Source organism: Pseudomonas sp. PSB11 (genome assembly GCF_014596605.1).
Classification (GTDB): Bacteria; Pseudomonadota; Gammaproteobacteria; order Pseudomonadales; family Pseudomonadaceae; genus Aquipseudomonas; species Aquipseudomonas umsongensis.
This window is the reverse complement of the sequence record NZ_NOIO01000011.1, coordinates 91,338-114,008: the sequence shown is the minus strand read 5'-3', so window position 1 is coordinate 114,008 and position 22,671 is coordinate 91,338. Positions and strand designations below refer to the sequence as shown.

Below are 22,671 nucleotides of genomic sequence, written 5' to 3'. Positions count from 1 at the left end.
CCTCTAGGGACGCAGAGCGTCCCCTGTGACGCAGAGCGTCACGGGCTGCATTCCCACGCAGGAGCGTGGGAACGAGCGGTGAAAGGGGGAGGCAGTTCGGCGCGTGTAGGTAACCCCTCCATGTCCCCCCGGCTCTGCACCGCGCGGCTGCCAATCCAGTTGGCCCGCTGCACGGCGTCGGCAAAGCTGTGGTTTTCGAGCAGAGCACTGATCATGCCCACGGCAAATCCATCGCCGGCACCCACCGTATCGATCACTGTTTGCACCGGTACGCCAGCGACAAATCCCTGATCCTCTTGAGTGCGGTAGTAAGCGCCATGCGGACCGAGTTTGATCGCCACCGCCTCGGCGCCCTGATCGAGGTAGAACGCGGCGATGTCGGCCGGATCGTCGCAACCGGTGAGCAAGCGCCCCTCGCTCAGCCCCGGCAACACCCAATGGGCGAGCGCGGCGAGACGGTTAATCTCGCTGATCATCTGTTGCTCGCTGGCCCACAGGCTGGGGCGCAGGTTCGGATCGAACGATACGCTGCGGCCGGCCTCGCGCATGCGGGTCATCAATTCGAACGACATTTGCCGGGCGGTTTGCGACAGTGCTGGCGGGATGCCAGTGGCATGCAGGTGTCGGGCCTTGAGTAATTGGGGCACGATCGAGTGTGGTGACAGGTGACTGGCTGCCGAACCGCGGCGGAAATATTCGACGGCGGGGTCGCTGCCATCTTCGGTGCGCGACTTGAGCTGGAAACCGGTGGGGTGCGCGGTGTCGATGTCGACATGGCGGCAGTCCACGCCTTCCTTTTCCAGGGTATCGATCACGAAGCGGCCCAGTGAATCGGCACCGACCCGACTCAGCCATGCGACCTTGAAGCCCAGGCGCGACAGGCCGATGGCGACGTTGCTGTCCGCGCCGGCGATGCGTTTGTGGAACTGGCCGACGCTGGCCAGATCACCGGCCTGCTCGGCGACGAACATCGCCATGGTTTCGCCGAACGACAGGATATCGATCTCAGACATGTGCGTTCTCCCGCTGCGATTGGCCCAGGTGGGCGAGGGCGGCGACGTGTTCGCGGGTCAACTGCACCAGGTCATCGCCTTGCAACGGGTATTCCGCCGCGCGCATGACACCTTGGGCCATGTGCCGCAGCAGGTGTTCCCACTGTTGCAAGTCGCTGGCGGCGGGCGGGATGGCGACCAGTTTGCCGTCGGCGCGACGGGTCACCGCTTTGCAGTGCACATAGTCCACATGGCGTCCGAGCAATCGAGCAGCGCTCGTTGGCGACTGGTCCTGCCAGTGCCAATTGCCGATATCGAAGGTCATCCTGATCGGCAGGCTGTGCTGCTCGACCTGCGCGAAGAAGCGCTGGAAGGGCTCGATGCGACCACCATGCAGGGTCTGGTCGTTTTCCACCAGCAACTGCACGGCACTCTCGCTCAGCAGCCGGGCGAGGGTTTGCAGATCGCTGTTGTCGGTGAAATAGCCCAGCGACACTTTTAGCCATTTGGCGCCAAAAGCCAGGGCCCGCTGCAGGGCAGCAATCAGTTCAGGGTTGGGTTTGGGTTGACCCGCCAGCCACAGCTCAATCGGCGAGGAATAAACGCTCTCCAGACCCTCGGCTCGAGAAGCCATGGCCAGTAGAGCGGGGACCTCATTGGTCAGTAGCTCTTCGCGCCATTCAATGCGCGAGGCGCCGGCAGCGGCCAGTATTTCAATAAAACTGCCCTGGCCACGTTGGCGCACAAAATCGGCACCGTAGCTGGAGAGGCTGATGGAAACGGCGGGTATATTCATTGTTTTTCTACCTCTGAAACCGGTTTCATTTTTGTTCAAAAAAAGGTGGTCCTGCTTGCCCGCGATGAGGTCGGAACAATCACCGACGATCTCCAAGGGTCGACCCCCGCACAATCAATCGCGCCGAAAAATCCAGCGTTCGCACCGGACCGTCATCCCCGCGCAAACGCTTGAGTAAACATTCAAACGCAGTGGCGCCAATCTCGGTAGTCGGTTGGGCGAGGGCGGTAATGCCACTGCCCACCAGCGGGTACCAATCCAGGTCATCCAGGGCAAGCAGGCCCACGTCCTCGAACAGATTGCACCCAAGCTCACGCAATGAGTGGGTGCTGGCCAACGCCGCAATCCCGTTCGCGCAAAACAGCGCCTTGGGGCCGGGGCCAGGAGTGTCGAGGAAGGTTTTCAGATTCGCCGTCAGCTCGCTGCCGGTTTCGGTGATGGCCCCGCGGAGCGCAGGCCGCTGTTCGATTCGCGTCTTGAAGCTGCTGACCCGTTCGATCCGCGAACTGGTGCCGTCAAAAGGCTCAGTCACCAGCATCAGGTCGCGATAACCACGCTCTTCAAGATGGGCGAGGGCGATGTCGATCGCTGCCGGATTGTCCAGCCCGACCATGTCGCTCTCGAGGTGCTCGACCTTGCGATCCACCAGCACCAGGGGCATTTCCCGATGCAGTTCGTGCAATTGGTCGCGGTGATGGCCGAGGGTGTTCACGATCAGGCCTTCGATGTTGTACGAGCGCAGCAGCGCCAGGTGCTGGCGTTCCTGCTCGTCGTCGCGGTCGGTGTTGCACACCACCAGGCTGTAGCCGTGCTGACGGCAGGCGGTTTCTACCCCGTGCATCACGGCAATCGAATAGGGGTTGCGGATGTCGGCCACCAACATGCCGATCAGGCGCGTGCGGCCGCGCTTCAAGCCACGGGCCATCTGGTTCGGGCGGTAGCCCAGTTCGGCAATCGCCCGCTCGATGCGCAAGGCTATGGCATCGGACAGCAGGGCGCGGTCTTCGCCGATGAAGCGCGACACGCTGGCCTTGGAGACCTTGGCGTGTTCAGCGACATCAAGCATGGTCACGCGGCTACGCTGGGCGGCGGAAAAACTGTTCACGGGGCACGACCTTGTTCTTGGATTTATTGGGAGACAGCGGCTGTGAGATATCGCTGAAACCGGTTTCAGGAAACACCATTACGTAAGGATCGTCAAGAGGCCAGGCGAGATAATACGTCGGTAGCACAGCTGTAGCGTGCCGCCACTATCAGTTCTGTTAGTAGCGGTTGTGGAGAGAGAAGGCTTAAATGGCTTGCCATATGGACGGGGCAATTTTTGACGCTCCACCGCACATTCAAGATGTTCGCCAGTACTTGAGAGGGTATTTAGACCATGGACTCTTCAACTGAAATCGCGACGAGTTTAGACAACACGCAGGTGCGTAATTTGAGTAACCCGGGGCGAACGTTCAACGAGGCGTGGTTGACCTGGGAACCGCCCGTAGACTCCTCCTACCTGGTCGATTATGAGATTACTTGCCCAGGTCGGGACCCCGTTCGTACAGCGGACCTGGAATACACTGCTACGGGGCTGATGCCGGATCTCAACTACCTGTTCCAAGTGCAGCCAAAGCGGTCTCAGGGGGGGCCGGCGTCACCTGCATCGATCAGCATAATCACCCGTGACCGAGTGCCCCCGACTCGACCTCAAGGACTCAAACTTCGGCCGACGTCACCCGGTAAAGTGATGATTAGCTGGCGCGCGTCGCAAGATAACGTTGGCACGTCCCGCTACGAGATTCGCCGTAATGCAGAACCATGGAAGCCACATTATGCAAACGAGTATGCCACTGCCGAATTAGAGGCTACCGAAACCTTTGAAGTGCGGGCGATAGATGCCTCTGGCAACTACTCTGTGACAGCGCTACTACGTGGCAAGGATGAAACAGCGCCTACCCAGCCTACCGAGTTACAGGCTACTGAAATCACTCATGCCTCGGTCACCCTGGAGTGGGCTGCGTCCAGTGATGACAGCAGGGATGTCTTCTATGAAATTTCTTGCGACGACACCCCGATCGACATAGTCAGCGATACCCGGGCTGTCGTTACCGATTTGACCGCCATGAGGACCTATTTTTTCAAGGTGCGTGCTAGGGATGCTACCGGGAATGGTTTTGAATCAGACCCATTGACGGTCACTACACTAGACGAGACCGCACCTTCCAAGCCAATCAAACTCTCAATCGTGACTAATATAGGCAAAAGCGCTCTCCTCTGGCACCAGCCAACTGGTAACGTCGAGCTTAACGGCTATGAGGTTTATCGAAACGGAAATCTACTCGACAAAACCGACGATACGCTTCTTTTCCCTATCGACGTGACCGAACCCTATTCATTCAAAGTCCGCGCACTGGGCACCAATGGAAAAAATGCTGATTCGGACCCGCTGTCATCCGTAGAGAATCACCCCCCCAGCAAACCCGGCATTCCGCGAGCCACGCTCATCACCGACAACTCGGTGACCCTGGAGTGGGCGCCATCCACGGACAATGTGGTTGTGGTTGGATACCGTGTTTTTCTCAACAGCACGATGATGCCCCTGGTCGAAGATACGCGCTTTACCGCCCTCGGGTTGACTGAAGGCACTACGTATAGGTGCAGGGTACGCGCGCTGGATGCAAACGGAAATTATACCGATTCCGACACCCTGCCGGTCACTCCCACCCAACCAGACACGATAGCGCCCTCCAAACCCACTAACTTAAGAGCCACCACCATCACCGGCACCTCTGTCACTCTGGAGTGGACTGCATCCAGTGATAACGTCGGGGTTACCGGCTATGAGATCTTCCGTGGCAACAATAGGATCGACACAGCGAACGGCACCCGCTTCGTTGTCAACGGCTTGAGCCCAGGTACACCCTATGTTTTCAAGGTGCGCGCGATGGATGCCGCCGGCAACGGTACCGACTCCGATCCGCTGCCAGTCACCACCACCAAACCAGACACGACAGCGCCCTCCAAACCCACTAACTTGAGAGTCATCCCATTCAGCGGCAGCTCCGTGTTCCTGGCATGGGATGCCGCCGTTGATGATGTTGGGGTTAAACATTATGAGATCTACCGCAACAATATCTACTACACCACAGAACCCGGCACGCAAGTTCTTGTGATGGATCTGGCGGGGGGGACTACCTACCTATTCGAAGTGCGGGCTGTGGATGCTGCTTCAAACACTGGCGAGTTTGAATGGATTTTGTTTACGAATCCCGGTTCGGATACCTTGCCGCCGAGCAGACCGGGCAACTTAAGAGCCTTCGAGATCACCAGCAACGCCGCTCGCCTTTCGTGGTCCCCTTCGACAGACAATGTTGCGGTGACTGGGTATGAGATATGGCACTTGCAGGAGCGGATTGATACGGTGCCCAACCTGCAATATCTCGTCACCAATCTGAACGCTTCCACCACCTACACCCTCAGGGTGTACGCTGTGGATGCTGCCGGGAACCGCTCGGAACCGAATAGTGTTGAGGTGACCACGCTCGTGAGCAATGGCCCGACCAATCTGACATTTGCGCGGACCGGCAGCACTGTCGGACTTCTCAAATGGGAACCTCCCGTTGATAGTAGCGGCGTCATCGGTTATCAGGTTACACAAGATCGATTCATCCTCGAAGATTCTCCCCATACCTTCTACCCGTTCTTTAATTTGACGCCCGGTGTAACGCACTTCTTCGAGGTGCGAGCGAACCGCAATGGAACGTATTCGGATCCTGTTCACATCAGTGGCTGAACCGCCTCAGCCGAATAACCCCGCCGCGATATTGATCGAAAACCCCAATATCGCGGTGTTGAACACAAAACCAATCAACGACTGCGCCAGTACGATTTTGCGCATTCCCCGCGTTGCAACCCCAACATCGGCGGTTTGAACTGCAACGCCGATGGTGAACGAGAAATACAGGAAGTCCCAATAATTGGGCGTCGTCAAACCTTCGGCAAATCGCAACGCCGGGTCTTTGCCGTTCCAGGTGTAGAACAGGCGCGCGTAGTGCACGCTGAAAATCACCCCGATCAGCAACCATGAACCGATGACAGTCAATGCTGTGAAGCCGTAGTGCAGCAGCTTGCGGGAGGTTTCCAGGTCTTTGCTGCCGGCCAGTTCGAAGGCGATGGTTGCCAGGCTGGCAATCGCTGCGATGCACACCACAAACAGCACCAGCGCGGCGTTTTCGTCTTCGATATCGGCGATGCGTTTCACATCGGTCGCCTTGGAGCGCAAGGTGAGCCAGAACATCAGCAGCAGATAGGTCCAGACCCCGACGTTCCAGCCGATAAGGATTTTGCTGATGATCGAGTCGGCCGGAACCAGGATGCCTACCGCGATGCCGAAGGTGGTGGCGGCGGACAGGCGAGGGTGGGTGTGGGTGAGGTAGGGCATGGAGGCTCACTGTGGCGGGGCGTCAGTGCACCATAGCGCAGGAAATTTGTAGGAGCGAGCATGCTCCGGGCGGCGTTCCGACGATGGTCGTCAAAGATGACGCGGGGAGCCTGATACCCAGAGGCGTTCTTGAGTTCATCGTCGGAACGCCGCGCGGAGCATGCTCGCTCCTACAGGGGGGGGTGTCGGTTAACGATCTTTATGGCGTTTGCGCACCCGCTTCATCACCACCACAAAAAACACCGGCACGAAGACCACCGCCAGGGTCGCGGTGATCATTCCGCCGATTACCCCGGTACCGATGGCCTGCTGGCTGGCAGAACTGGCGCCGGTCGCGATCGCCAACGGCACCACGCCGAGGATGAACGCCAGCGAGGTCATGACGATAGGCCGCAGGCGCAAGCGTGCGGCTTGCAGGGAGGCGTCGATCAAGTCGTGGCCTTCGTCGTACAGGCTCTTGGCGAATTCGATGATCAGGATCGCGTTTTTCGCCGACAGGCCGATGATGGTAATCAGCCCGACCTTGAAGAACACATCGTTGGGCATGCCGCGCAGTGTCACCGCGAGCACTGCGCCGAGTACACCCAGCGGCACCACCAGCAACACCGAGGTCGGGATCGACCAGCTCTCGTACAACGCCGCCAGGCACAGGAACACGACCAACAGTGACAAACCGAGCAGGATCGGCGCCTGGCTGCCGGACAAGCGCTCTTGCAACGACAGCCCTGTCCACTCCTGGCCCAATCCGGCCGGTCCTTGCGCCACCAGCCGTTCGATTTCCGCCATGGCCTGGCCGGTGCTGTGACCGGGTGTCGGTTCGCCGGAAATGCTGATCGCCGGATAACCGTTGTAACGGGTCAGTTGCGCCGGGCCCTGGGTCCATTCGGCCTGGGTGAAGGCCGACAAAGGCACCATTTTTCCGTCGTTGTTGCGTACGTGAATCTTCAGCAGATCGGCGACCTGGCTGCGTTGATCGCCCTCAGACTGAACCACCACCCGTTGCATCCGCCCCTGATTGGGAAAGTCATTGATGTACGTCGAACCAATCGCGGTGGAGAGCACGCTGCCGATGTCGGCAAACGACACGCCCAACGCGTTGGCCTGCTGACGGTCGACGACCAACCGCACTTGCGGCGCTTCGGCCAGGGCGCTTTCGCGCACGTTCATCAGCACCGGGCTCTTTTCAGCGGCTGCGAGCAATTCACTGCGTGCCTGCATCAGCGCGGCATGGCCGAGGCCGCCGCGATCCTGTAAGCGAAACTCGAAGCCACTGGACGTGCCCAGGCCATCGACGGGTGGCGGCAGTACCGAAAACGCCATGGCATCCTTGATCTGGCTGAGGGCAGCGTTGGCCCGGTCGGCAATCGCAGCGGCCGAGTCCTTGACGCCTCTATCGGACCAATCCTTCAACGTGCTGAACGCCAGCGCCGCGTTCTGGCCACTGCCGGAGAAGCTGAAACCGAGAATGACCACGCTGTCGCTGATGCCCGGTTCGCCGGCATTGTGCGCTTCGATCTCCTCGACCACCTGCACCGTACGGTGCTTGCTCGCGCCGGGTGGCAATTGAATGTCGGTGATGGTGTAGCCCTGGTCTTCCACCGGCAGGAACGAGGAGGGCAGGCGCATGAAACACACGCCCAGGGCCACCAGTAGCACCGCGTAGATCAACAGGTAACGCCCGGTGCGCTGCAATGCATAGGCAACCCAGCCCTGATAACGCTCGGTAAGTCGCTCGAAGCGGCGGTTGAACCCGCCAAAGAATCCGCTCTTCTCGTGGTGTGCGCCTTGGGCAATCGGTTTGAGCAAGGTTGCGCACAGCGCCGGGGTCAAGGTCAGGGCGAGGAAGGCCGAGAACAGGATCGAGGTGGCCATCGACAGCGAGAACTGTTGGTAGATCACCCCGACCGAACCCGGCATGAAGGCCATCGGAATGAACACCGCCACCAGCACCAGGGTGATGCCGATGATCGCCCCGGTGATCTGCTTCATCGCCTTGCGGGTCGCCTCCCTGGGCGACAGGCCTTCGCTGGCCATGATCCGCTCGACGTTTTCCACCACGACGATCGCGTCATCCACCAGGATACCGATGGCCAGCACCATGCCGAACATGGTCAGCACGTTGATGGAAAACCCCAGGGCCAACATGGTCGCGAAGGTGCCCATCAGCGCCACTGGCACCACCAGCGTGGGTATCAGGGTGTAGCGGATGTTCTGCAGGAACAGGAACATCACCGCGAACACCAGCAGCATCGCCTCGCCGAGGGTGTAGACCACCTTGGTGATCGAGACCTTGACGAAAGGCGAGGTGTCGTAAGGAATCGTGTACTGGACGCCTGCGGGGAAGTACCGCGACAGTTCATCCATCTTGGCCCGCACCAGGGTTGCGGTGTTCAGGGCATTGGCCCCCGGCGACAACTGGACGCCGACGGCGGTTGATGGCTTGCCGTTCAGGCGCGTGGAGAATTGGTAGTCCTGGCTGCCGATCTCGACCCGCGCGACATCGCCGATGCGCACCGTGGAACCATCAGGGTTGGCCTTGAGCACGATGGCGGCAAACTCTTCAGGGCTCGACAGCTGGCCTTTGACCAGGATGGTCGCGGTGATTTCCTGAGTCGCGCGGCTCGGCAAGTCGCCAATGCTGCCGGCCGAGACCTGGGCGTTTTGCGCGACGATGGCGGCGTTGACATCCGCCGGGGTCAGGTTGAAACCGATCAACTTGCGCGGGTCGATCCAGATGCGCATGGCGCGCTCGGCGCCATACAACTGCGCCTTGCCGACGCCGTCGAGGCGCTTGATCTCGTTCATCACGTTGCGTGCCAGGTAGTCGCTGAGCGCCACGTCGTCGAGCTTGCCGTCGCTTGAGGTGAGGGCAATCAACAGCAGGAAGCCGGCGGACACTTTTTCCACCTGCAAGCCTTGCTGGTTCACCGCTTGCGGCAGGCGCGACTCCACCACCTTGAGGCGATTCTGCACGTCGACCTGGGCCATTTCCGGATCGGTGCCCGGCTGGAAGGTGGCCTTGATCGTGGCGCTGCCCAGGCTGCTCTGCGATTCGAAGTACAACAGATGGTCGGCGCCATTGAGTTCTTCCTCGATCAGGCTGACCACGCTTTCGTCCACGGTCTGTGCTGACGCACCGGGGTACACGGCATAGATTTCGATTTGCGGCGGTGCGACGTTGGGGTACTGCGCCACCGGCAACTGCGTAATGGCCAGGGCACCGGCCAACAGGATGAACAGGGCGACCACCCAGGCGAACACCGGGCGATCGATAAAGAACTGCGGCATAAACAAGCGTCCTGCTTACTGGCCAGAAACCTGGGCAAGTGGAAGAGGGGTGTCGTCAACCTGCACTTTTTCGCCGGGACGGGCGTGTTGCAGGCCTTCGATGACGATGCGGTCGCCGGGCTTCAAACCGCCCGTGACGACCCAGCGGTCGTTCTGCACCGGCCCCAGTTCGACCGGCTGCTGGCTGACGCGCTGCTCTGCGTCGAGCAGCAATACCTGGGCGATGCCGGCACTGTCACGCTGGATGGCCCGTTGCGGCACGCTGATGCCTTGCTGGTTGACGGCTTGCTCCAGGCGCACGCGCACGAAGCTGCCTGGCAGCAGATCAAGGTCCGGGTTGGGGAATTCGCTGCGCAGGATGACCTGGCCGGTGCCCGGGTCGACGGTGATGTCGGTAAACAGCAGCTTGCCGGGCAACGGGTAGAGGCTGCCATCGTCCTGGATCAGGGTCGCCTTGGCCTGGCCTTGACCCACTTCCTTCAATTGGCCGGAACGGAACGCCCGGCGCAGGTCGTTGAGTTCGCGGGTTGATTGGGTCAGGTCGGCGTGGATCGGATCGAGTTGCTGGATCAGCGCCAATGGCGTGGTCTCGTTTTGCCCGACCAATGCGCCTTCGGTGACCAGCGCGCGGCCGATGCGTCCGGAAATCGGCGCGGTGACAGTGGCGTAGCCAAGGTTCAGCCGGGCGCGTTCAACCGCCGCCTTGCTGGCGGCCACGTCGGCGGCGGTTTGCCGGGCGTTGGCCCGGGCATTGTCGTAGTCCTGGCCGCTGATGGCCTTGTCGTCGATCAACTGGGCGTAGCGCTGCTCTTGCAGTTTCGCCTGGAACGCGTTGGCCTCGGCCTTGCGCAATACCGCCTCGGCGCTATCGAGATCCGCCTTGAACGGTGCCGGATCGATCCGGAACAGCACCTCGCCCTTTTTCACGTCGCTGCCCTCGCGAAAGGCCCGTTGCAGCACCACGCCGGCGACGCGGGCGCGCACCTCGGCCATGCGCGGCGCGGCAATGCGCCCGGTCAATTCGCTGCTGATCGACAGCGCTCGGGTTTCGACGGTTTCGATGCGAACGCTGGCCAATGGCGGCTGTTCTTCGGCGATCGAAGCCTTGTCGCACGCGCTCAGCGTCAACGCCAGTGCAATCAGGCTGAGCCCGGCAAGCAGTTTCTTTGACATGGATGACCCCAATAGTGACCCCCAGCATCCTACTGGGCGACGGCGATGGTAGCGGTGAAGCTTTGTTGGTGCTGTGTGAAATTGTGTAAGGGTTTTGCTCAGGTGTGTGCCGGGGCGTATATCCTTTACAGCTTGATTCCTTTTGCGCCTGTGATGCCGCCTTCGCGGGCAAGCCCGCTCCCACAGTGATTGACGGTGTACACATAATTTGTGTTCGCATCGGACCCTGTGGGAGCGGGCTTGCCCGCGAAGAGGGCCTGACAGACGCCACTGCACTTTCTGGAAACACCCCATGCCCAACATCCTCCTGGTCGAAGACGACACCGCACTCGCCGAGCTGATCGCCAGCTACCTGGAACGCAACGGTTACTCCGTCAACGTAATCGGTCGAGGCGATCAGGTGCGCGAACGCGCGCGGCTCACACCGCCGGACCTGGTGATCCTCGACTTGATGCTGCCCGGTCTCGATGGCTTGCAAGTCTGCCGCCTGCTGCGCGCCGATTCAGCGAGCTTGCCGATCCTCATGCTCACCGCCCGCGACGACAGCCACGATCAGGTGCTGGGCCTGGAAATGGGCGCCGACGACTACGTCACCAAACCCTGCGAACCCCGGGTGCTGCTGGCCCGGGTGCGCACCTTGCTACGGCGCAGCAGCCTTGCCGAGCCATTGGCGGCCAATGACCGGATCCTCATGGGCAATCTGTGCATCGACCTGTCCGAGCGCACGGTGACCTGGCGCGGGCAGCCGGTGGAAATGTCCAGCGGCGAGTACAACTTGCTGGTGGTGCTGGCCCGACATGCTGGCGAAGTGTTGAGCCGCGACCAGATCCTGCAACGCCTGCGTGGCATCGAGTTCAACGGCACCGACCGTTCGGTGGATGTGGCCATCTCCAAGCTGCGGCGCAAGTTCGACGACAATGCCGGCGAGGCTCGCAAGATCAAGACCGTGTGGGGCAAGGGTTACCTGTTCAGTCGATCCGAGTGGGAATGCTGAGACGATGTTCAGAATCCTCTTTCGCCTGTACCTGGTGACCATCGTTTCGTTCAGCGCCGCGATCTACCTGGTGCCGGACCTGGTGATCAAGGTCTTCCACGAGCGCTTCCTCACCTACAACCTGGATTACTCGCGCGGTTTGCAAACCCTCATGGTCAGGCAGTTCAAGGCCGTCCCGAGCGAACAATGGCCAGCCCTTGCCGCGCAAATGGACAAGGAATTCGAACCGCTGCATATCGTGCTCAGCGCCATTGACGATGCCAGCTTGTCGAGCGAAGAACAGCAGCGTTTGCAGCGCGGCGAAAACGTCGTGCGCGTTGGCGACTGGGGCTGGCGTACCCTGGCGGTGGCACCGCTGAACGAGCACACCGTGGTGCAAATGGTCGTGCCCCCAGACCCGATGGACGTCAGCCTGTTGTACTGGAGCATCAACGTGCTGATCGGCGCCACCATGCTTGCCTGTCTGCTGCTGTGGCTGCGCCCGCACTGGCGTGACCTGGAACGTCTCAAGAGCGCGGCGGAACGCTTCGGCAAGGGGCACTTGAGCGAGCGTACGCAGATTGCCGCCAGCTCCAACATCGGCAGCCTGGCCAACGTTTTCGACACGATGGCTGGCGACATCGAGAACCTGCTGAATCAACAGCGGGACCTGCTCAATGCCGTATCCCACGAATTGCGCACGCCATTGACCCGCCTGGATTTTGGCCTGGCCCTGGCCCTTTCCGATGATTTGCCCGCCACCAGCCGCGAGCGTTTGCAGGGATTGGTCAATCACATTCGTGAGCTCGACGAACTGGTGCTGGAATTGCTGTCGTACAGCCGCCTGCAAAACCCCGCACGTTTACCGGAGCCTATCGAAGTGTCGCTGGATGAATTCATCGACAGCATCCTGGGCAGCGTCGACGAAGAACAATCGCCGGATATCGTCATCGACGTGTTGCTGCACGGCCAGCTCGAACGCTTTAGCCTCGACCCACGGCTGACCGCCCGCGCCCTGCAAAACCTGTTGCGCAATGCCATGCGCTACTGCGAAAGGCGCATTCAGGTCGGTGTACAGGTGTGCCCCAAAGGCTGTGAGATCTGGGTGGACGACGATGGGATCGGTATCCCGGATGACGAGCGCGAGCGGATATTCGAACCGTTCTATCGACTCGATCGCAGCCGGGATCGGGCCACCGGCGGGTTTGGCCTGGGGTTGGCAATCAGCCGTCGGGCATTGGAAGCCCAGGGTGGAACGTTGACGGTGCAAGCGTCGCCGTTGGGTGGGGCAAGGTTTCGGCTGTGGTTGCCGACAGCGCCCTGATCCATCATCACCCGGTAGGAGCTGCCGCAGGCTGCGATCTTTTGATCTTGCTTCTTCCAATATCAAGATCAAAAGATCGCAGCCTGCGGCAGCTCCTACAAGGGTCAGGTGCTGATCCGAGTGCGTAATTGCGTGGCCATCTCCTCAAGATCCACCAGCGAATTACGCCCGATCAGCATCCACGCATGCTCCATATCCGACCAATACACGATGTTCATCCCGTGCCGTCGCTCATTGGCAAAATGCCGGCTGCCGCTGTTGGAGCGCGTGACGCACAGCGCCATCGGCCCATGAACCGGGTCCAGGTAAGTGATCTGGGCGATAGCCACGCCGTCGTATTCAAGGATTTGTGCGCGCTTGAATTGGGCGCGTGGCAAGGCCAGTTTTGCCGGCAGCAGATTGAGTCCCAATCGCGCGTCGATGGTGCGCAACTGCGCCTGTTGCGTCGCTTCGTCGCTGGGCAAATGGTCGAGGGTTTCCGGCACGTAGAGCACCATGTAGTCGGCGACGAGCCCGCGCCAGTTGTGGGTCTGCTGACTGGTTTGCCAACCGAGGAACAAACGGTCCGCCAGCACCCCGCCGGCCAGCAATCCGGCGGCGGCCGCGAGGAACCAGCGCCGACTCAGTGCAGGGCGAGTCGGGGCGGGCAGGGTATCGAGCATGGCTTGCAGGCGCTCGACCGGGGCTTGTCGAGTCACTTCGTCGTAAGCTGACTTGAACGGCATGCTGCTGCGGTCCAGCCATTGCAGGCGCAAGCCGAGCATCGGGTCTTCGGCGAGGGCGGCATCGATGCGGCTGCGTTGTTCGGCATCGAGCTGGTTGTCCAGGTAGGCCACCAGTTGCTCATCCGACAGTTTCGCGTTCATCGACGTTCTCCGGTGGAAGGGTTCGGCACCGTGTGCAGGGGCGGATACTCGGCGAGTTTCAGCCGGGCGGCGGCCAGTCGGCTCATCACGGTGCCGATGGGGACTTGCAGGACATCGGCCACCTCGCGGTAGGACAAGCCTTCGACGTAGGCCAGAAACACCGTTTCGCGCTGGGCCTCGGGCAACGCCTCTACGCGCCGGATCACCTGCGCGGCGCGAACATGGGTCTGTGCCGCTTGTTCGCCATCGAACGACAGGGCTTGATCGGCATCCACCACGCCCTGGCCCTGCTGCACTCGGCGGGCTCGCACTTCATTGATCCAGATTGAATGCAGAATGCTCATCAGCCAACGGTCCATGCGCGTGCCCGATTCAAATTGCCCGCCGCGTTCGAGCGCCCGCACGCAGGTGGCCTGCACCAAGTCCTCGGCGACATGCCGTTGTCGGGACAACAGCAAGCCGTAACGCCACAGACGCGCCAGGTGCTGTCCCAGTTCTGCCCTAATTTCCTGATCGCTGGCGATAGCGACCTCCCTCCAATCGGGTTGTCAGGTTTTCGATGACGCGTTGATGGCTTCGGCGAGGTCCTGGTATTGCTCGCAGGTGGTGTTGCCGCAGATCGATTTGATCTGCTGCAACTGTTCCCGGGCGAGGTCCAGCCGGCCCTTGATCACATAGGCTTCGCCAAGGTACTCGCGAACCAGCGCATATTGCGGATCAAGCGTGACCGACTGCAGGTAATAACCGATGCCTTCATCGGTCCGTCCCAGTTTACGCGTAGCGTAGCCCCGATAGTTCAAGGCCTTGGCGGTGTTGGGTTGCTTGAGCGTATCGAGCAGGGCCAGGGCTTCTTCGTAACGCCCGTCCTTGGCCAGCTGATAGGCGTAGTCGGTACGGTCGGCGTCCGGCAAGAGCATGCTGGTTTGCTTGACGCACCTTTGTGCCTTGCTGTCGAACACCTGCCCTCGAGGGCACTGCGGTTTGGCAGGAGTATCTTCCTCGCCGTTGGCCCATGCCAGGGAGCTGGACAGCGCGACGGCAAGCACCAGTGGTGCAGTAACAATCGAGAGACGGCGATTCATGGGCAATGCTCCGAACGGGCCGAAAACGTTGAGAAGGGCTGATGACCCTTCATGCGAAACATAAACACCTCGGCCTGAACATTTATTCATTTTTCTTGGGCGATTTTTTGCAACAAAAGCCCCAGCTTACCGGGGGCTGTCAATTCAGTAGACGAATCGGTTTTTCCGCCGCCCAGGCCTGGATGTCCTCGATCATCTGCGCAAAGAATAGATGGTAATTTTGCTGGCTGACGTACCCGACATGGGGCGTTGCCAGCACGTTGTCCAGGGTTCTGAATGGATGATGCGCGGGCAGGGGCTCTTGCTCGAACACGTCCAGCGCCGCGCCTCCCAGGCGTTGTTTCTGCAGGGCCTTGATCAGCGCCGCTTCATCGACAATCGGCCCGCGGGCGGTGTTGACCAGTAGCGCCGTGGGCTTCATCCATGCCAACGCCTGGGCGTCCACCATGCCACGGCTGCGCTCACTGAGTACCAGGTGCACCGACAACACGTCGGCCTGCTCGAACAATTGCTGCTTGCTGACGTAGGTCACGTCGAACTCGGCGGCGCGTTCGGCGCTGAGGTTTTCACTCCAGGCGATGACCCGCATGCCGAACGCCTGGCCGAAGCGGGCGACCCGTTGGCCAATGCTGCCCAGGCCCAGGATCGCCAGGGTCTTGCCATGCAGGTCGCCACCGAGGCCTTGTTGCCACTTTCCGGCGCGCAAGGCGTTGGCTTCGACCACCAGGTTGCGGGTGGCGGCCATGATCAAGGCCCAGGTCAGCTCCGGCGCGGCATGTTTATAGCTGTCGGTGCCACAGACCTGAATGCCGAGCGCAGCAGCGGCCTTGAGATCGAGGGCGGCATTGCGCATGCCACCGGTCACCAGCAGCTTGAGATTGGGCAAGCGGCGCAGCAGGTCTTCGTCGAAGCGCGTGCGCTCGCGCATCACGCAGATCACTTCAAACTCGCCCAGGCGCGTGGCCAGGGTCGGGTTGTCAGCGGGGTAGTCGTGGATGAACGCGACCTGGCCGATGGTCTCCAGCGCCGACCAGTCCACCACGTCGCGGGCCACATCCTGCCAATCATCGATCACTGCAATCTGTACCGCCATCAGCCTTACCTCATCAAGGAACGGGGTTGGTTTTGTCCAGCCAGCCAAGCAAGGCCTTGTGAAACTGCGCCGGCTCTTCCATCTGCGGCGCGTGGCCCATGCCGGGGAATTCGACCAGGGTCGATTGGGGAATCAGTTTCGCCACCTGCTTGCCGAGCACGTCGTAATGACCGATTTTCGCCTTGACCTCGGGGGGCGCGATGTCCTTGTTGATCGCCGTGGTATCGGCGGTGCCGATCAGCAGCAAGGTCGGCACCTTCAGGTCCTTGAACTCGTAGTAGACCGGTTGGGTGAAAATCATGTCGTAGATCAAAGCCGAGTTCCAGGCGACCTGGTTTTTGCCAGGGCCCTTGGCCATGCCGGCGTACATGTCTACCCAGCGGTCGAATTCGGGCTTCCAGCGGCCATCATAATAGGTGTTGCGCTGGTAGTCGTGGATGCCTTCGGCTGTCACCTTCAGTTCGCGCTCATACCATTGATCGACGGTGCGATAAGGCACGCCGAGGGCTTTCCAGTCCTCCAGGCCGATCGGGTTCACCATCGCAAGCTGGTCGACCTGTTCGGGATATTGCAGCGCATAGCGGGTGGCGAGCATGCCGCCGGTGGAATGTCCGAGCAAGCTGGCTTTCTGGATGCCGAGGGCCTTGAGCAGTTGCTGGGTGTTGCTCGCCAGTTGCTGGAAGGTGTACTGATAATGGTCCGGTTTGCTGGACGTGCAGAAACCGATCTGGTCCGGGGCAATGACCCGATAGCCGGCATCGCTCAGCGCCTTGATCGAGGTCTCCCAGGTGGCGCCGCAGAAGTTCTTGCCATGCATCAGCACCACGTTGCGGCCGTTGGCCTTGCCATGGGCTGCCACGTCCATGTAGCCCATTTGCAGGGATTTACCCTGGGACTCGAACGCAAAATGCTTGACGGTGTAGGGGTATTCGAAGCCTTGCAGCTCGGGGCCGTAGACCGGGCCCTCGGCAGCGATGGCGGGCATGGCGGCGGTCAGCAGCAGGCCGGGCAGCCAGCTTGAGCGGGTAAGGGGCATGGATGAACTCCGTTGAAAATCCGCCGATGCTGGATCGGCACGATTAGGGCGACATTAAACAGGCAATCGCCGCGGCACTTGGTTCAACTCATCCACCCCAGGGTGGCCAACGCCACTGCGCCATAACGGGCGCCTTTGGCCAGGGTCACGATCAACAGGAAACGCCCCAGCGGCTCGCGCATGACGCCGGCCACCAGGGTCAGTGGGTCGCCGATTACCGGCAGCCAACTGAGCAGTAACGACCAGTGGCCGTAACGTTGATAGTGACGACGGGCGTTTTCCAGGTGTCTGGCGCTGACCGGGAACCAGCGCCGGTCCCGAAAGCGCTCGATGGCGCGTCCCAGCCACCAGTTCACCACTGAACCGAGGACGTTGCCCAGCGTGGCGACAGCCAGCAGCAACCACAGCCAGTACCGATCGCTGAGTATCAGCCCGACCAGCACCGCTTCGGACTGCAGCGGCAGTAAAGTCGCGGCACCGAACGCCGCCAGGAACAAGCCGAAGCAGGCAGTGAAAATCAATGGGCGGGGTAGTCCGCCACCACGACATCCGTACCGTCCTTTTTCAGGCCGATCACCTGATAGGCATCGCTCATGCCGTCCATTTCCATGCCCGGCGAGCCCATGGGCATGCCAGGGGCGGCAACACCGAGCAGGTCATCGCGCTTGCTCAGGGCCAGCACTTGATCGGCTGGCACATGGCCTTCCACGAATTTGCCGTTGATCAAGCCGGTATGGCACGAGGCCAGGCGCGGAGGTACGCCGTGTTGTTGCTTGAACTCGCTCATGTTGCTTTCGACATGGTCTTCTACCTTGAAACCATTGGCTTCGAGATGGCTGATCCATTTCTTGCAGCAACCGCAATTGGCATCACGATGGACCTCGATCGGGATCAGGTCGGCGGCTTGGGCCAGGGAGGAAATGAACAGGGCGCCCAAGGCAGCCAGACGTAAATGGGTTCGCATGGGGGAAGGGGTCTCGGGTAGCGGGCGAAAATCATATTTTGAAGGTTTTTAGCGGGTAGGCGTTCCGAGTTTGTTTCGAATTGCTACCGAGTTGCTTGGCCTTATTATCGTAGATCAAAGTTGTCAGGCGGATGAGGGGAAGATGACAAGTTTGTCAGGTGGGCGGCCGCACCCGTTGCACACGGCTCACGTCATGCGTTGTCAGCGGAACGCGGAGCGTCCCTGGCGGCATTTCCGCGCAGAGCATGGGAACGATCATACATGGGGCGGCTGTCAGGCGGCGTTCGCCGCGATAAAGCTAAAAATCTTCATCGGCTGTAACATAAGCCCCCGTTTGATGGATGCACAGCGGATACATATTTCAGCTTCAGGAATTACCAATGACTCAATCGCAACGTTTGAAATACTCGATTCTGATCTCCCTCGTGGTACTGGGAATCATGTTTGGCCTTTCGTATTTGCAGAACACCGGCGTCATCAGTGAAAAACTGTTCCAGTACATCGCCATCGGCGTGGCGGTGGTCGTGGTGGTCGTCAACGGCGTGATGCGCCGCAAGGTCAAGCCCTGAGCGGCGCGCCGGGCCTGGCTCGATCAGTCGTGGCTCAGCAGGGCGGCGGCGCGTGGGTGGAGGCTGTAGCTCTTGTCCGCATTGAGGACAATCACGCCTTCGGTGCACAGGCGTTTCAACACCTCGCGCACACTCAGGAACGATAAGGGAATATCCAGTTCCAGCAAGTGCGTGTGCACGCCGCGCACGCCCAGGCTGCGGTCGTTCTCGGCGGCCGACAGCAAGGCGTCGATGACTTTCAGGCGAATCAGACTGGTTCGCAGGCCAAAGCTCTTGAGCAGGATACGGATGCGCTCGTTGCCGTGGCGCTCGGTACGCTGGTCGAAAACACCGACCCCAATGGAAGTGCCCTTTGGCGCTTTGCTACCGTCCGTTGGCAGTTGCGAGTTGTACATTGCAAAAACTCCTTTTCAGAGCCTGATCGGGAAAAATTGGGCGCTCTTGCCTTACAGACGCATGAGCGACCCAAATCATGAAGACTTAAATGTAGAAATTTCGTCGTCATGATGTGACCACTGTGTAAGGTGGCGTTGAAATGCGGTCCGCGACCGCCATCCAGTCTCCTAAATTTTCGTCGTTTGCTTCGTCCCTAACAGGATGCGCAGTCTGTACGCAGAACTGTGACCATCGGTTTTCGATCAGGAGCGAGTGTGATTATTTCCAGCCAGTTAGCCAGGATCAGCCTGGCGGGTGTATTTCTCGGGCTGAGCGTTGCGGCGAGTGCACACAACCCGCCTGGGCAGGCGAGTGCCGATATCCGCCGGACCGGTTTCGGTGTGCCACATATTCGAGCCGAGAACGAGCGGGGGCTCGGTTACGGCATCGGCTATGCCTACGCTCAGGATAACCTGTGTTTGCTGGCCAACGAGATCGCCACGGTGAACGGTCAACGCTCACGCTTGTTCGGCCCCGACCCGTTCACCGTCGAAGGTCGGGAAAACCGCCTCAGCGATCTGTTTTTCATCTGGTTGAACACCCCGCAGGCGGTCGATGCTTTCTGGCAGGCGCAACCCCCTGAAGTACGGCAGCTGATGGAAGGTTATGTGGCCGGTTACAACCGTTTCCTGGGCGAGCGTCGGGCGCGGGGCCTGCCGCCGCAGTGCCAGGGCGATTGGGTGCGGGACATTACCGCGATGGATCTGGTCAAGCTGACCCGGCGCTTGCTGGTCGAAGGCGGCGTCGGGCAGTTCGCCGAAGCCCTGGCGGGCGCGACGCCGCCGGCCGCGGTCGCCGCCACTGGCCATGAGCAGGCTTCGTTCCAGGTGGCCGCTTTACGCTTGCAGCGCTTTGCCCTCGATCGTGGCAGCAACGCGGTGGCGGTGGGCAGCGAGCGCTCCTTCAACGGACGCGGCATGTTGCTGGCCAACCCGCATTTTCCGTGGGTCGGCGGGATGCGTTTCTACCAGATGCACCTGACCATCCCTGGCAAACTGGACGTCATGGGCGCCGCATTGCCTGGATTGCCGTTGATCAATATCGGTTTCAACCAGCACCTGGCCTGGACCCACACGGTGGATTCGTCCAAGCACTTCACGCTGTATCGACTGCAACTCGATCCTAAGGATCCGACCCGTTACCTGCTCGATGGCCAATCCCTGCCAATGCACAAACAGACGCTGACGGTTGACCTCAAGCAGCCGGATGGCACGGTCAAAGCGGTGTCCCACGTGGTGTACAGCTCGCAATTCGGCCCGATTGTGCAATGGCCGGGCAAGCTGGATTGGGATAATCAGTTCGCCTACAGCTTGCGCGATGCCAACCTGGACAATGACCGGGTGTTGCAGCAGTGGTACGCCATGAACCGTGCCGGCAGCCTCAAGGCGTTCCAGGCTTCGGTCCATGAAATCCAGGGCATCCCGTGGGTCAACACCCTGGCGGCGGACGATCAGGGCCAGACGCTGTACATGAACCTGTCGGTGGTGCCGAACGTGAGCAGCGAAAAACTCGCGCAGTGCAGTGATCCACGAATCGGCTTGCAGATGATCATCCTCGACGGTTCAAACAGCGCCTGCGCCTGGGACATCGACCCGCACGCCGCACAAAAAGGCATTTTTGCCGCGAGCCAATTGCCGCAACTGCTACGCAAGGACTTCGTGCAGCATTCCAATGATTCGGCCTGGCTGGCCAATCCGGCGCAGCCGCTCACCGGTTTCTCGCCATTGATCAGCCAGGACGGCCAACCCTTGGGGCTGCGCGCGCGGTTCGCCCTGGATCGCCTGGGTTCACTGGCCAGGTCCGGGCCGATCGCGGCGGCGGATCTGCAACAGATGGTGCTGGATGACCAGGTGTATCAGGCGACGCAAGTGATGCCGGACCTGTTGCAATTCTGCGCGGCCGACCTGGGGGCCGATGCGCAGGCGCTGGCGCCGCTGTGTGCCAGCCTCAAGGCCTGGGATCGCAAGGCCAACCTCGACAGCGGCATGGGCTTCGTGCATTTCCAGAATGTCATGGAGGCGCTGGATCAGGTGCCCGATGCCTGGCGCGTGGCGTTCGATCCGCTGGACCCGCAACACACGCCGAGAGGCGTGGCGGTTGACCGTCCACAGGTGGCGCAGGCGTTGCGCCAAGCGATGCTGGCATCGGTAGAGCAGGTCCAGGCCTCAGGGCTCAGGAAAGATGCCCGCTGGGGCGATGTCCAGGTGGTCAGCAGCGGAGGGGAGCAAACGCCGATCCATGGCGGGCCGGGTACGTTGGGCGTCTACAACGCCATCCAGAGCGTGCCCAGGAGCGACGGCAAACGCGAAGTGGTCAGCGGTACCAGCTACCTGCAAGTGGTGACGTTCGATGAACAGGGCCCGCAGGCCAAGGGGCTTCTGGCATTTTCGCTGTCGAGCGATCCAGCCTCGAAATACTCGCGGGACCAGACGCTGGCTTTTTCGAAGAAGCAGCTCAGTGTGTTGCCATTCACCGAGCAACAGATCCTGGCGGACCCGGACTATCAGGCCCAGACCATCCACGAACACAACGCCAGGGGGGGTACCCAGTAAGCTGAAGGCGGGTTGATTGAGGCGTGAAGGCCGCAGCCGCGAGGGCTGCGGCCTTCAGCTTTTCGGGCTTTGCTGCGGAATGGCGTTGAGCACCGGGTTGCCGTCCTTGTTGCGGGTCAGGTAGACCGGCAGCACCTTGGGCAGGGACGTCACCAGGGTATCAAGCTCCTTGATGTTGTAGATGCCGCCGATGCGGATCGCGCCGGTGCTGTTGTCGGCGACCATCAAGGGGTTTTCGAGGTAGCGGTTGATCAATGGCAGGGCATCGCTGAGCGTCAGGTCGTCGAGCACCAGTTTGCCGTTGCGCCAGGCCAGCGAGTTGTCGTTGTCGTAGGTCTGGCTGATCCGCGGAATGTGGTCGCCATGGCGATAGCTCGCTTGCATCGAAGGGCCGAGCCTCAAGCCATCCCTCGACAGGTCATCGTTGCTGCTGACCAGTACCGAGCCTTCGACCAGGTTTACCTTCACCTGGTCTTCATACATCCAGACGTTGAATTTTGTCCCGGTGACCCGGATTCGGCCTTCGGACGCCTTGACGACGAATGGGTGCGACGCGTCGTGGCTGACGCTGAAGAACGCCTCGCCTTTTCCCAGGGTGACCTGGCGTCGATCCTTGTAGTTGCTGTAGGTCAACTCGCTGCCCAGGTTCAGTTCCACCTGGCTGCCGTCGTTCAAGGTGACCTGACGCACACTGTCGGTCGCCTCGAAGTGTTGATACGAATTGGGCAGCCAGCCCAGGTTCCAGCCGCTGTACGCCGCCAACGGCAACGCCAATGCACAAACGGCCGCCGCCATGCCGACAGTGCGCCAGGACGCCCGGGTGCGGCGCACCATTGGCGCAACGCTGGAGTCTGGTCGCGGAAGATCGCCTGCAACTTCCCAGATTTCCAGCATGGCCTCGTATTCGACCAGATGCAGTGGATGAACATCCAGCCACTGCTCGAATGCCTGGCGCTCTTCAACGGTGCAGTCGGGTTCATGCAGGCGCATGCACCAATGCGCGGCGGCTTCGGTAATGGCGTCAAACTGGGCTTGCGGGAGAGGGGTGTCGGTCATTGACTCATCCTGATTTCCCGCATTCTAACCTTGAGGGCAGCTTGCG

The 22,671-nt window shown here is 60.7% G+C and carries 20 protein-coding genes; 5 read left to right on the top strand and 15 right to left on the bottom strand.

Features of this window, described 5'->3' with window-relative positions; all coding sequences use genetic code 11:
- Window positions 1-38: 38 nt before the first annotated feature.
- The 3 genes from CGA21_RS15280 to CGA21_RS15270 all read right to left on the bottom strand — a co-directional run bounded on the left by CGA21_RS15280 (window position 39) and on the right by CGA21_RS15270 (window position 2,893).
- The gene (locus tag CGA21_RS15280) at window positions 39-1,013 is read right to left on the bottom strand and encodes a sugar kinase (RefSeq protein ID WP_188264520.1); all 975 of its coding nucleotides are present in this window, start codon (window positions 1,011-1,013) and stop codon (window positions 39-41) included.
- Entirely contained in the window at window positions 1,006-1,788 is a 783-nt protein-coding gene (locus CGA21_RS15275) for a sugar phosphate isomerase/epimerase family protein (RefSeq protein ID WP_188264519.1), read from the bottom strand. The genes CGA21_RS15280 and CGA21_RS15275 overlap by 8 nt, the downstream gene beginning before the upstream one ends.
- A gap of 79 nt (window positions 1,789-1,867) precedes the next feature.
- Entirely contained in the window at window positions 1,868-2,893 is a 1,026-nt protein-coding gene (locus CGA21_RS15270) for a LacI family DNA-binding transcriptional regulator (protein WP_110747654.1), read from the bottom strand.
- Between the two features lie 627 nt (window positions 2,894-3,520).
- Here CGA21_RS15270 and CGA21_RS15265 point away from each other — a divergent pair.
- Window positions 3,521-5,566 carry a fibronectin type III domain-containing protein gene (locus tag CGA21_RS15265; RefSeq protein WP_188264518.1) on the top strand — a complete coding sequence of 682 codons (2,046 nt, stop codon included), beginning with the start codon at window positions 3,521-3,523 and terminating at the stop codon, window positions 5,564-5,566.
- A 6-nt stretch (window positions 5,567-5,572) separates the two neighbouring features.
- On the opposite strand, the gene CGA21_RS15260 is transcribed toward CGA21_RS15265, so the two are convergent.
- The 3 genes from CGA21_RS15260 to CGA21_RS15250 form a co-directional block, all read right to left on the bottom strand.
- Window positions 5,573-6,214, bottom strand: a complete 642-nt coding sequence (locus CGA21_RS15260) for a DUF1345 domain-containing protein (RefSeq protein WP_110747649.1) — start codon at window positions 6,212-6,214, stop codon at window positions 5,573-5,575.
- Between the two features lie 189 nt (window positions 6,215-6,403).
- Window positions 6,404-9,502 carry an efflux RND transporter permease subunit gene (locus tag CGA21_RS15255; RefSeq protein WP_188264517.1) on the bottom strand — a complete coding sequence of 1,033 codons (3,099 nt, stop codon included), beginning with the start codon at window positions 9,500-9,502 and terminating at the stop codon, window positions 6,404-6,406.
- A gap of 15 nt (window positions 9,503-9,517) precedes the next feature.
- Complete coding sequence (locus CGA21_RS15250) at window positions 9,518-10,675, bottom strand: efflux RND transporter periplasmic adaptor subunit (protein WP_110747643.1); 1,158 nt, start codon at window positions 10,673-10,675, stop codon at window positions 9,518-9,520.
- Between the two features lie 292 nt (window positions 10,676-10,967).
- Here CGA21_RS15250 and CGA21_RS15245 point away from each other — a divergent pair, with 292 nt between their 5' ends.
- A complete protein-coding gene (locus tag CGA21_RS15245) occupies window positions 10,968-11,669 on the top strand; it encodes a response regulator transcription factor (protein WP_020797194.1) in 702 nt (233 codons plus the stop codon).
- A 4-nt stretch (window positions 11,670-11,673) separates the two neighbouring features.
- A complete protein-coding gene (locus CGA21_RS15240; RefSeq protein WP_110747640.1) occupies window positions 11,674-12,972 on the top strand; it encodes an ATP-binding protein in 1,299 nt (432 codons plus the stop codon).
- Between the two features lie 104 nt (window positions 12,973-13,076).
- On the opposite strand, the gene CGA21_RS15235 is transcribed toward CGA21_RS15240, so the two are convergent.
- The 7 genes from CGA21_RS15235 to CGA21_RS15205 form a co-directional block, all read right to left on the bottom strand.
- The gene (locus CGA21_RS15235; protein ID WP_110747637.1) at window positions 13,077-13,838 is read right to left on the bottom strand and encodes an anti-sigma factor family protein; all 762 of its coding nucleotides are present in this window, start codon (window positions 13,836-13,838) and stop codon (window positions 13,077-13,079) included.
- Window positions 13,835-14,320, bottom strand: coding sequence for a sigma-70 family RNA polymerase sigma factor (locus CGA21_RS15230; protein ID WP_110747634.1), 486 nt, complete (start codon window positions 14,318-14,320; stop codon window positions 13,835-13,837). The genes CGA21_RS15235 and CGA21_RS15230 overlap by 4 nt, the downstream gene beginning before the upstream one ends.
- Before the next feature lie 66 nt (window positions 14,321-14,386).
- A complete protein-coding gene (locus tag CGA21_RS15225) occupies window positions 14,387-14,920 on the bottom strand; it encodes a tetratricopeptide repeat protein (RefSeq protein ID WP_110747631.1) in 534 nt (177 codons plus the stop codon).
- Window positions 14,921-15,059: 139 nt separating this feature from the next.
- Entirely contained in the window at window positions 15,060-16,013 is a 954-nt protein-coding gene (locus CGA21_RS15220; protein WP_188264516.1) for a D-2-hydroxyacid dehydrogenase family protein, read from the bottom strand.
- Between the two features lie 13 nt (window positions 16,014-16,026).
- Window positions 16,027-17,049, bottom strand: coding sequence for an alpha/beta fold hydrolase (locus CGA21_RS15215; RefSeq protein WP_188264515.1), 1,023 nt, complete (start codon window positions 17,047-17,049; stop codon window positions 16,027-16,029).
- An 83-nt stretch (window positions 17,050-17,132) separates the two neighbouring features.
- Window positions 17,133-17,567, bottom strand: coding sequence for a YqaA family protein (locus tag CGA21_RS15210; RefSeq protein ID WP_033040427.1), 435 nt, complete (start codon window positions 17,565-17,567; stop codon window positions 17,133-17,135).
- Window positions 17,567-18,013, bottom strand: a complete 447-nt coding sequence (locus CGA21_RS15205; RefSeq protein WP_188264514.1) for a DUF411 domain-containing protein — start codon at window positions 18,011-18,013, stop codon at window positions 17,567-17,569. The genes CGA21_RS15210 and CGA21_RS15205 overlap by 1 nt, the downstream gene beginning before the upstream one ends.
- Before the next feature lie 380 nt (window positions 18,014-18,393).
- Between CGA21_RS15205 and CGA21_RS15200 the strand changes: the two genes are divergently transcribed.
- On the top strand, window positions 18,394-18,582 hold the full coding sequence (locus tag CGA21_RS15200; protein ID WP_075945084.1) for a hypothetical protein: 189 nt from the start codon (window positions 18,394-18,396) through the stop codon (window positions 18,580-18,582).
- A 23-nt stretch (window positions 18,583-18,605) separates the two neighbouring features.
- Here CGA21_RS15200 and CGA21_RS15195 read toward each other — a convergent pair whose 3' ends face one another.
- Window positions 18,606-18,977, bottom strand: coding sequence for a fe2+ zn2+ uptake regulation protein (locus CGA21_RS15195; protein ID WP_188264513.1), 372 nt, complete (start codon window positions 18,975-18,977; stop codon window positions 18,606-18,608).
- A gap of 255 nt (window positions 18,978-19,232) precedes the next feature.
- Here CGA21_RS15195 and CGA21_RS15190 point away from each other — a divergent pair, with 255 nt between their 5' ends.
- Window positions 19,233-21,569 (top strand): acylase, encoded by a 2,337-nt coding sequence (locus CGA21_RS15190; protein ID WP_188264512.1) that lies wholly within the window; start codon window positions 19,233-19,235, stop codon window positions 21,567-21,569.
- A gap of 54 nt (window positions 21,570-21,623) precedes the next feature.
- Here CGA21_RS15190 and CGA21_RS15185 read toward each other — a convergent pair whose 3' ends face one another.
- Window positions 21,624-22,625 carry a FecR family protein gene (locus CGA21_RS15185; RefSeq protein ID WP_188264511.1) on the bottom strand — a complete coding sequence of 334 codons (1,002 nt, stop codon included), beginning with the start codon at window positions 22,623-22,625 and terminating at the stop codon, window positions 21,624-21,626.
- Between the last annotated feature and the right edge of the window lie 46 nt (window positions 22,626-22,671).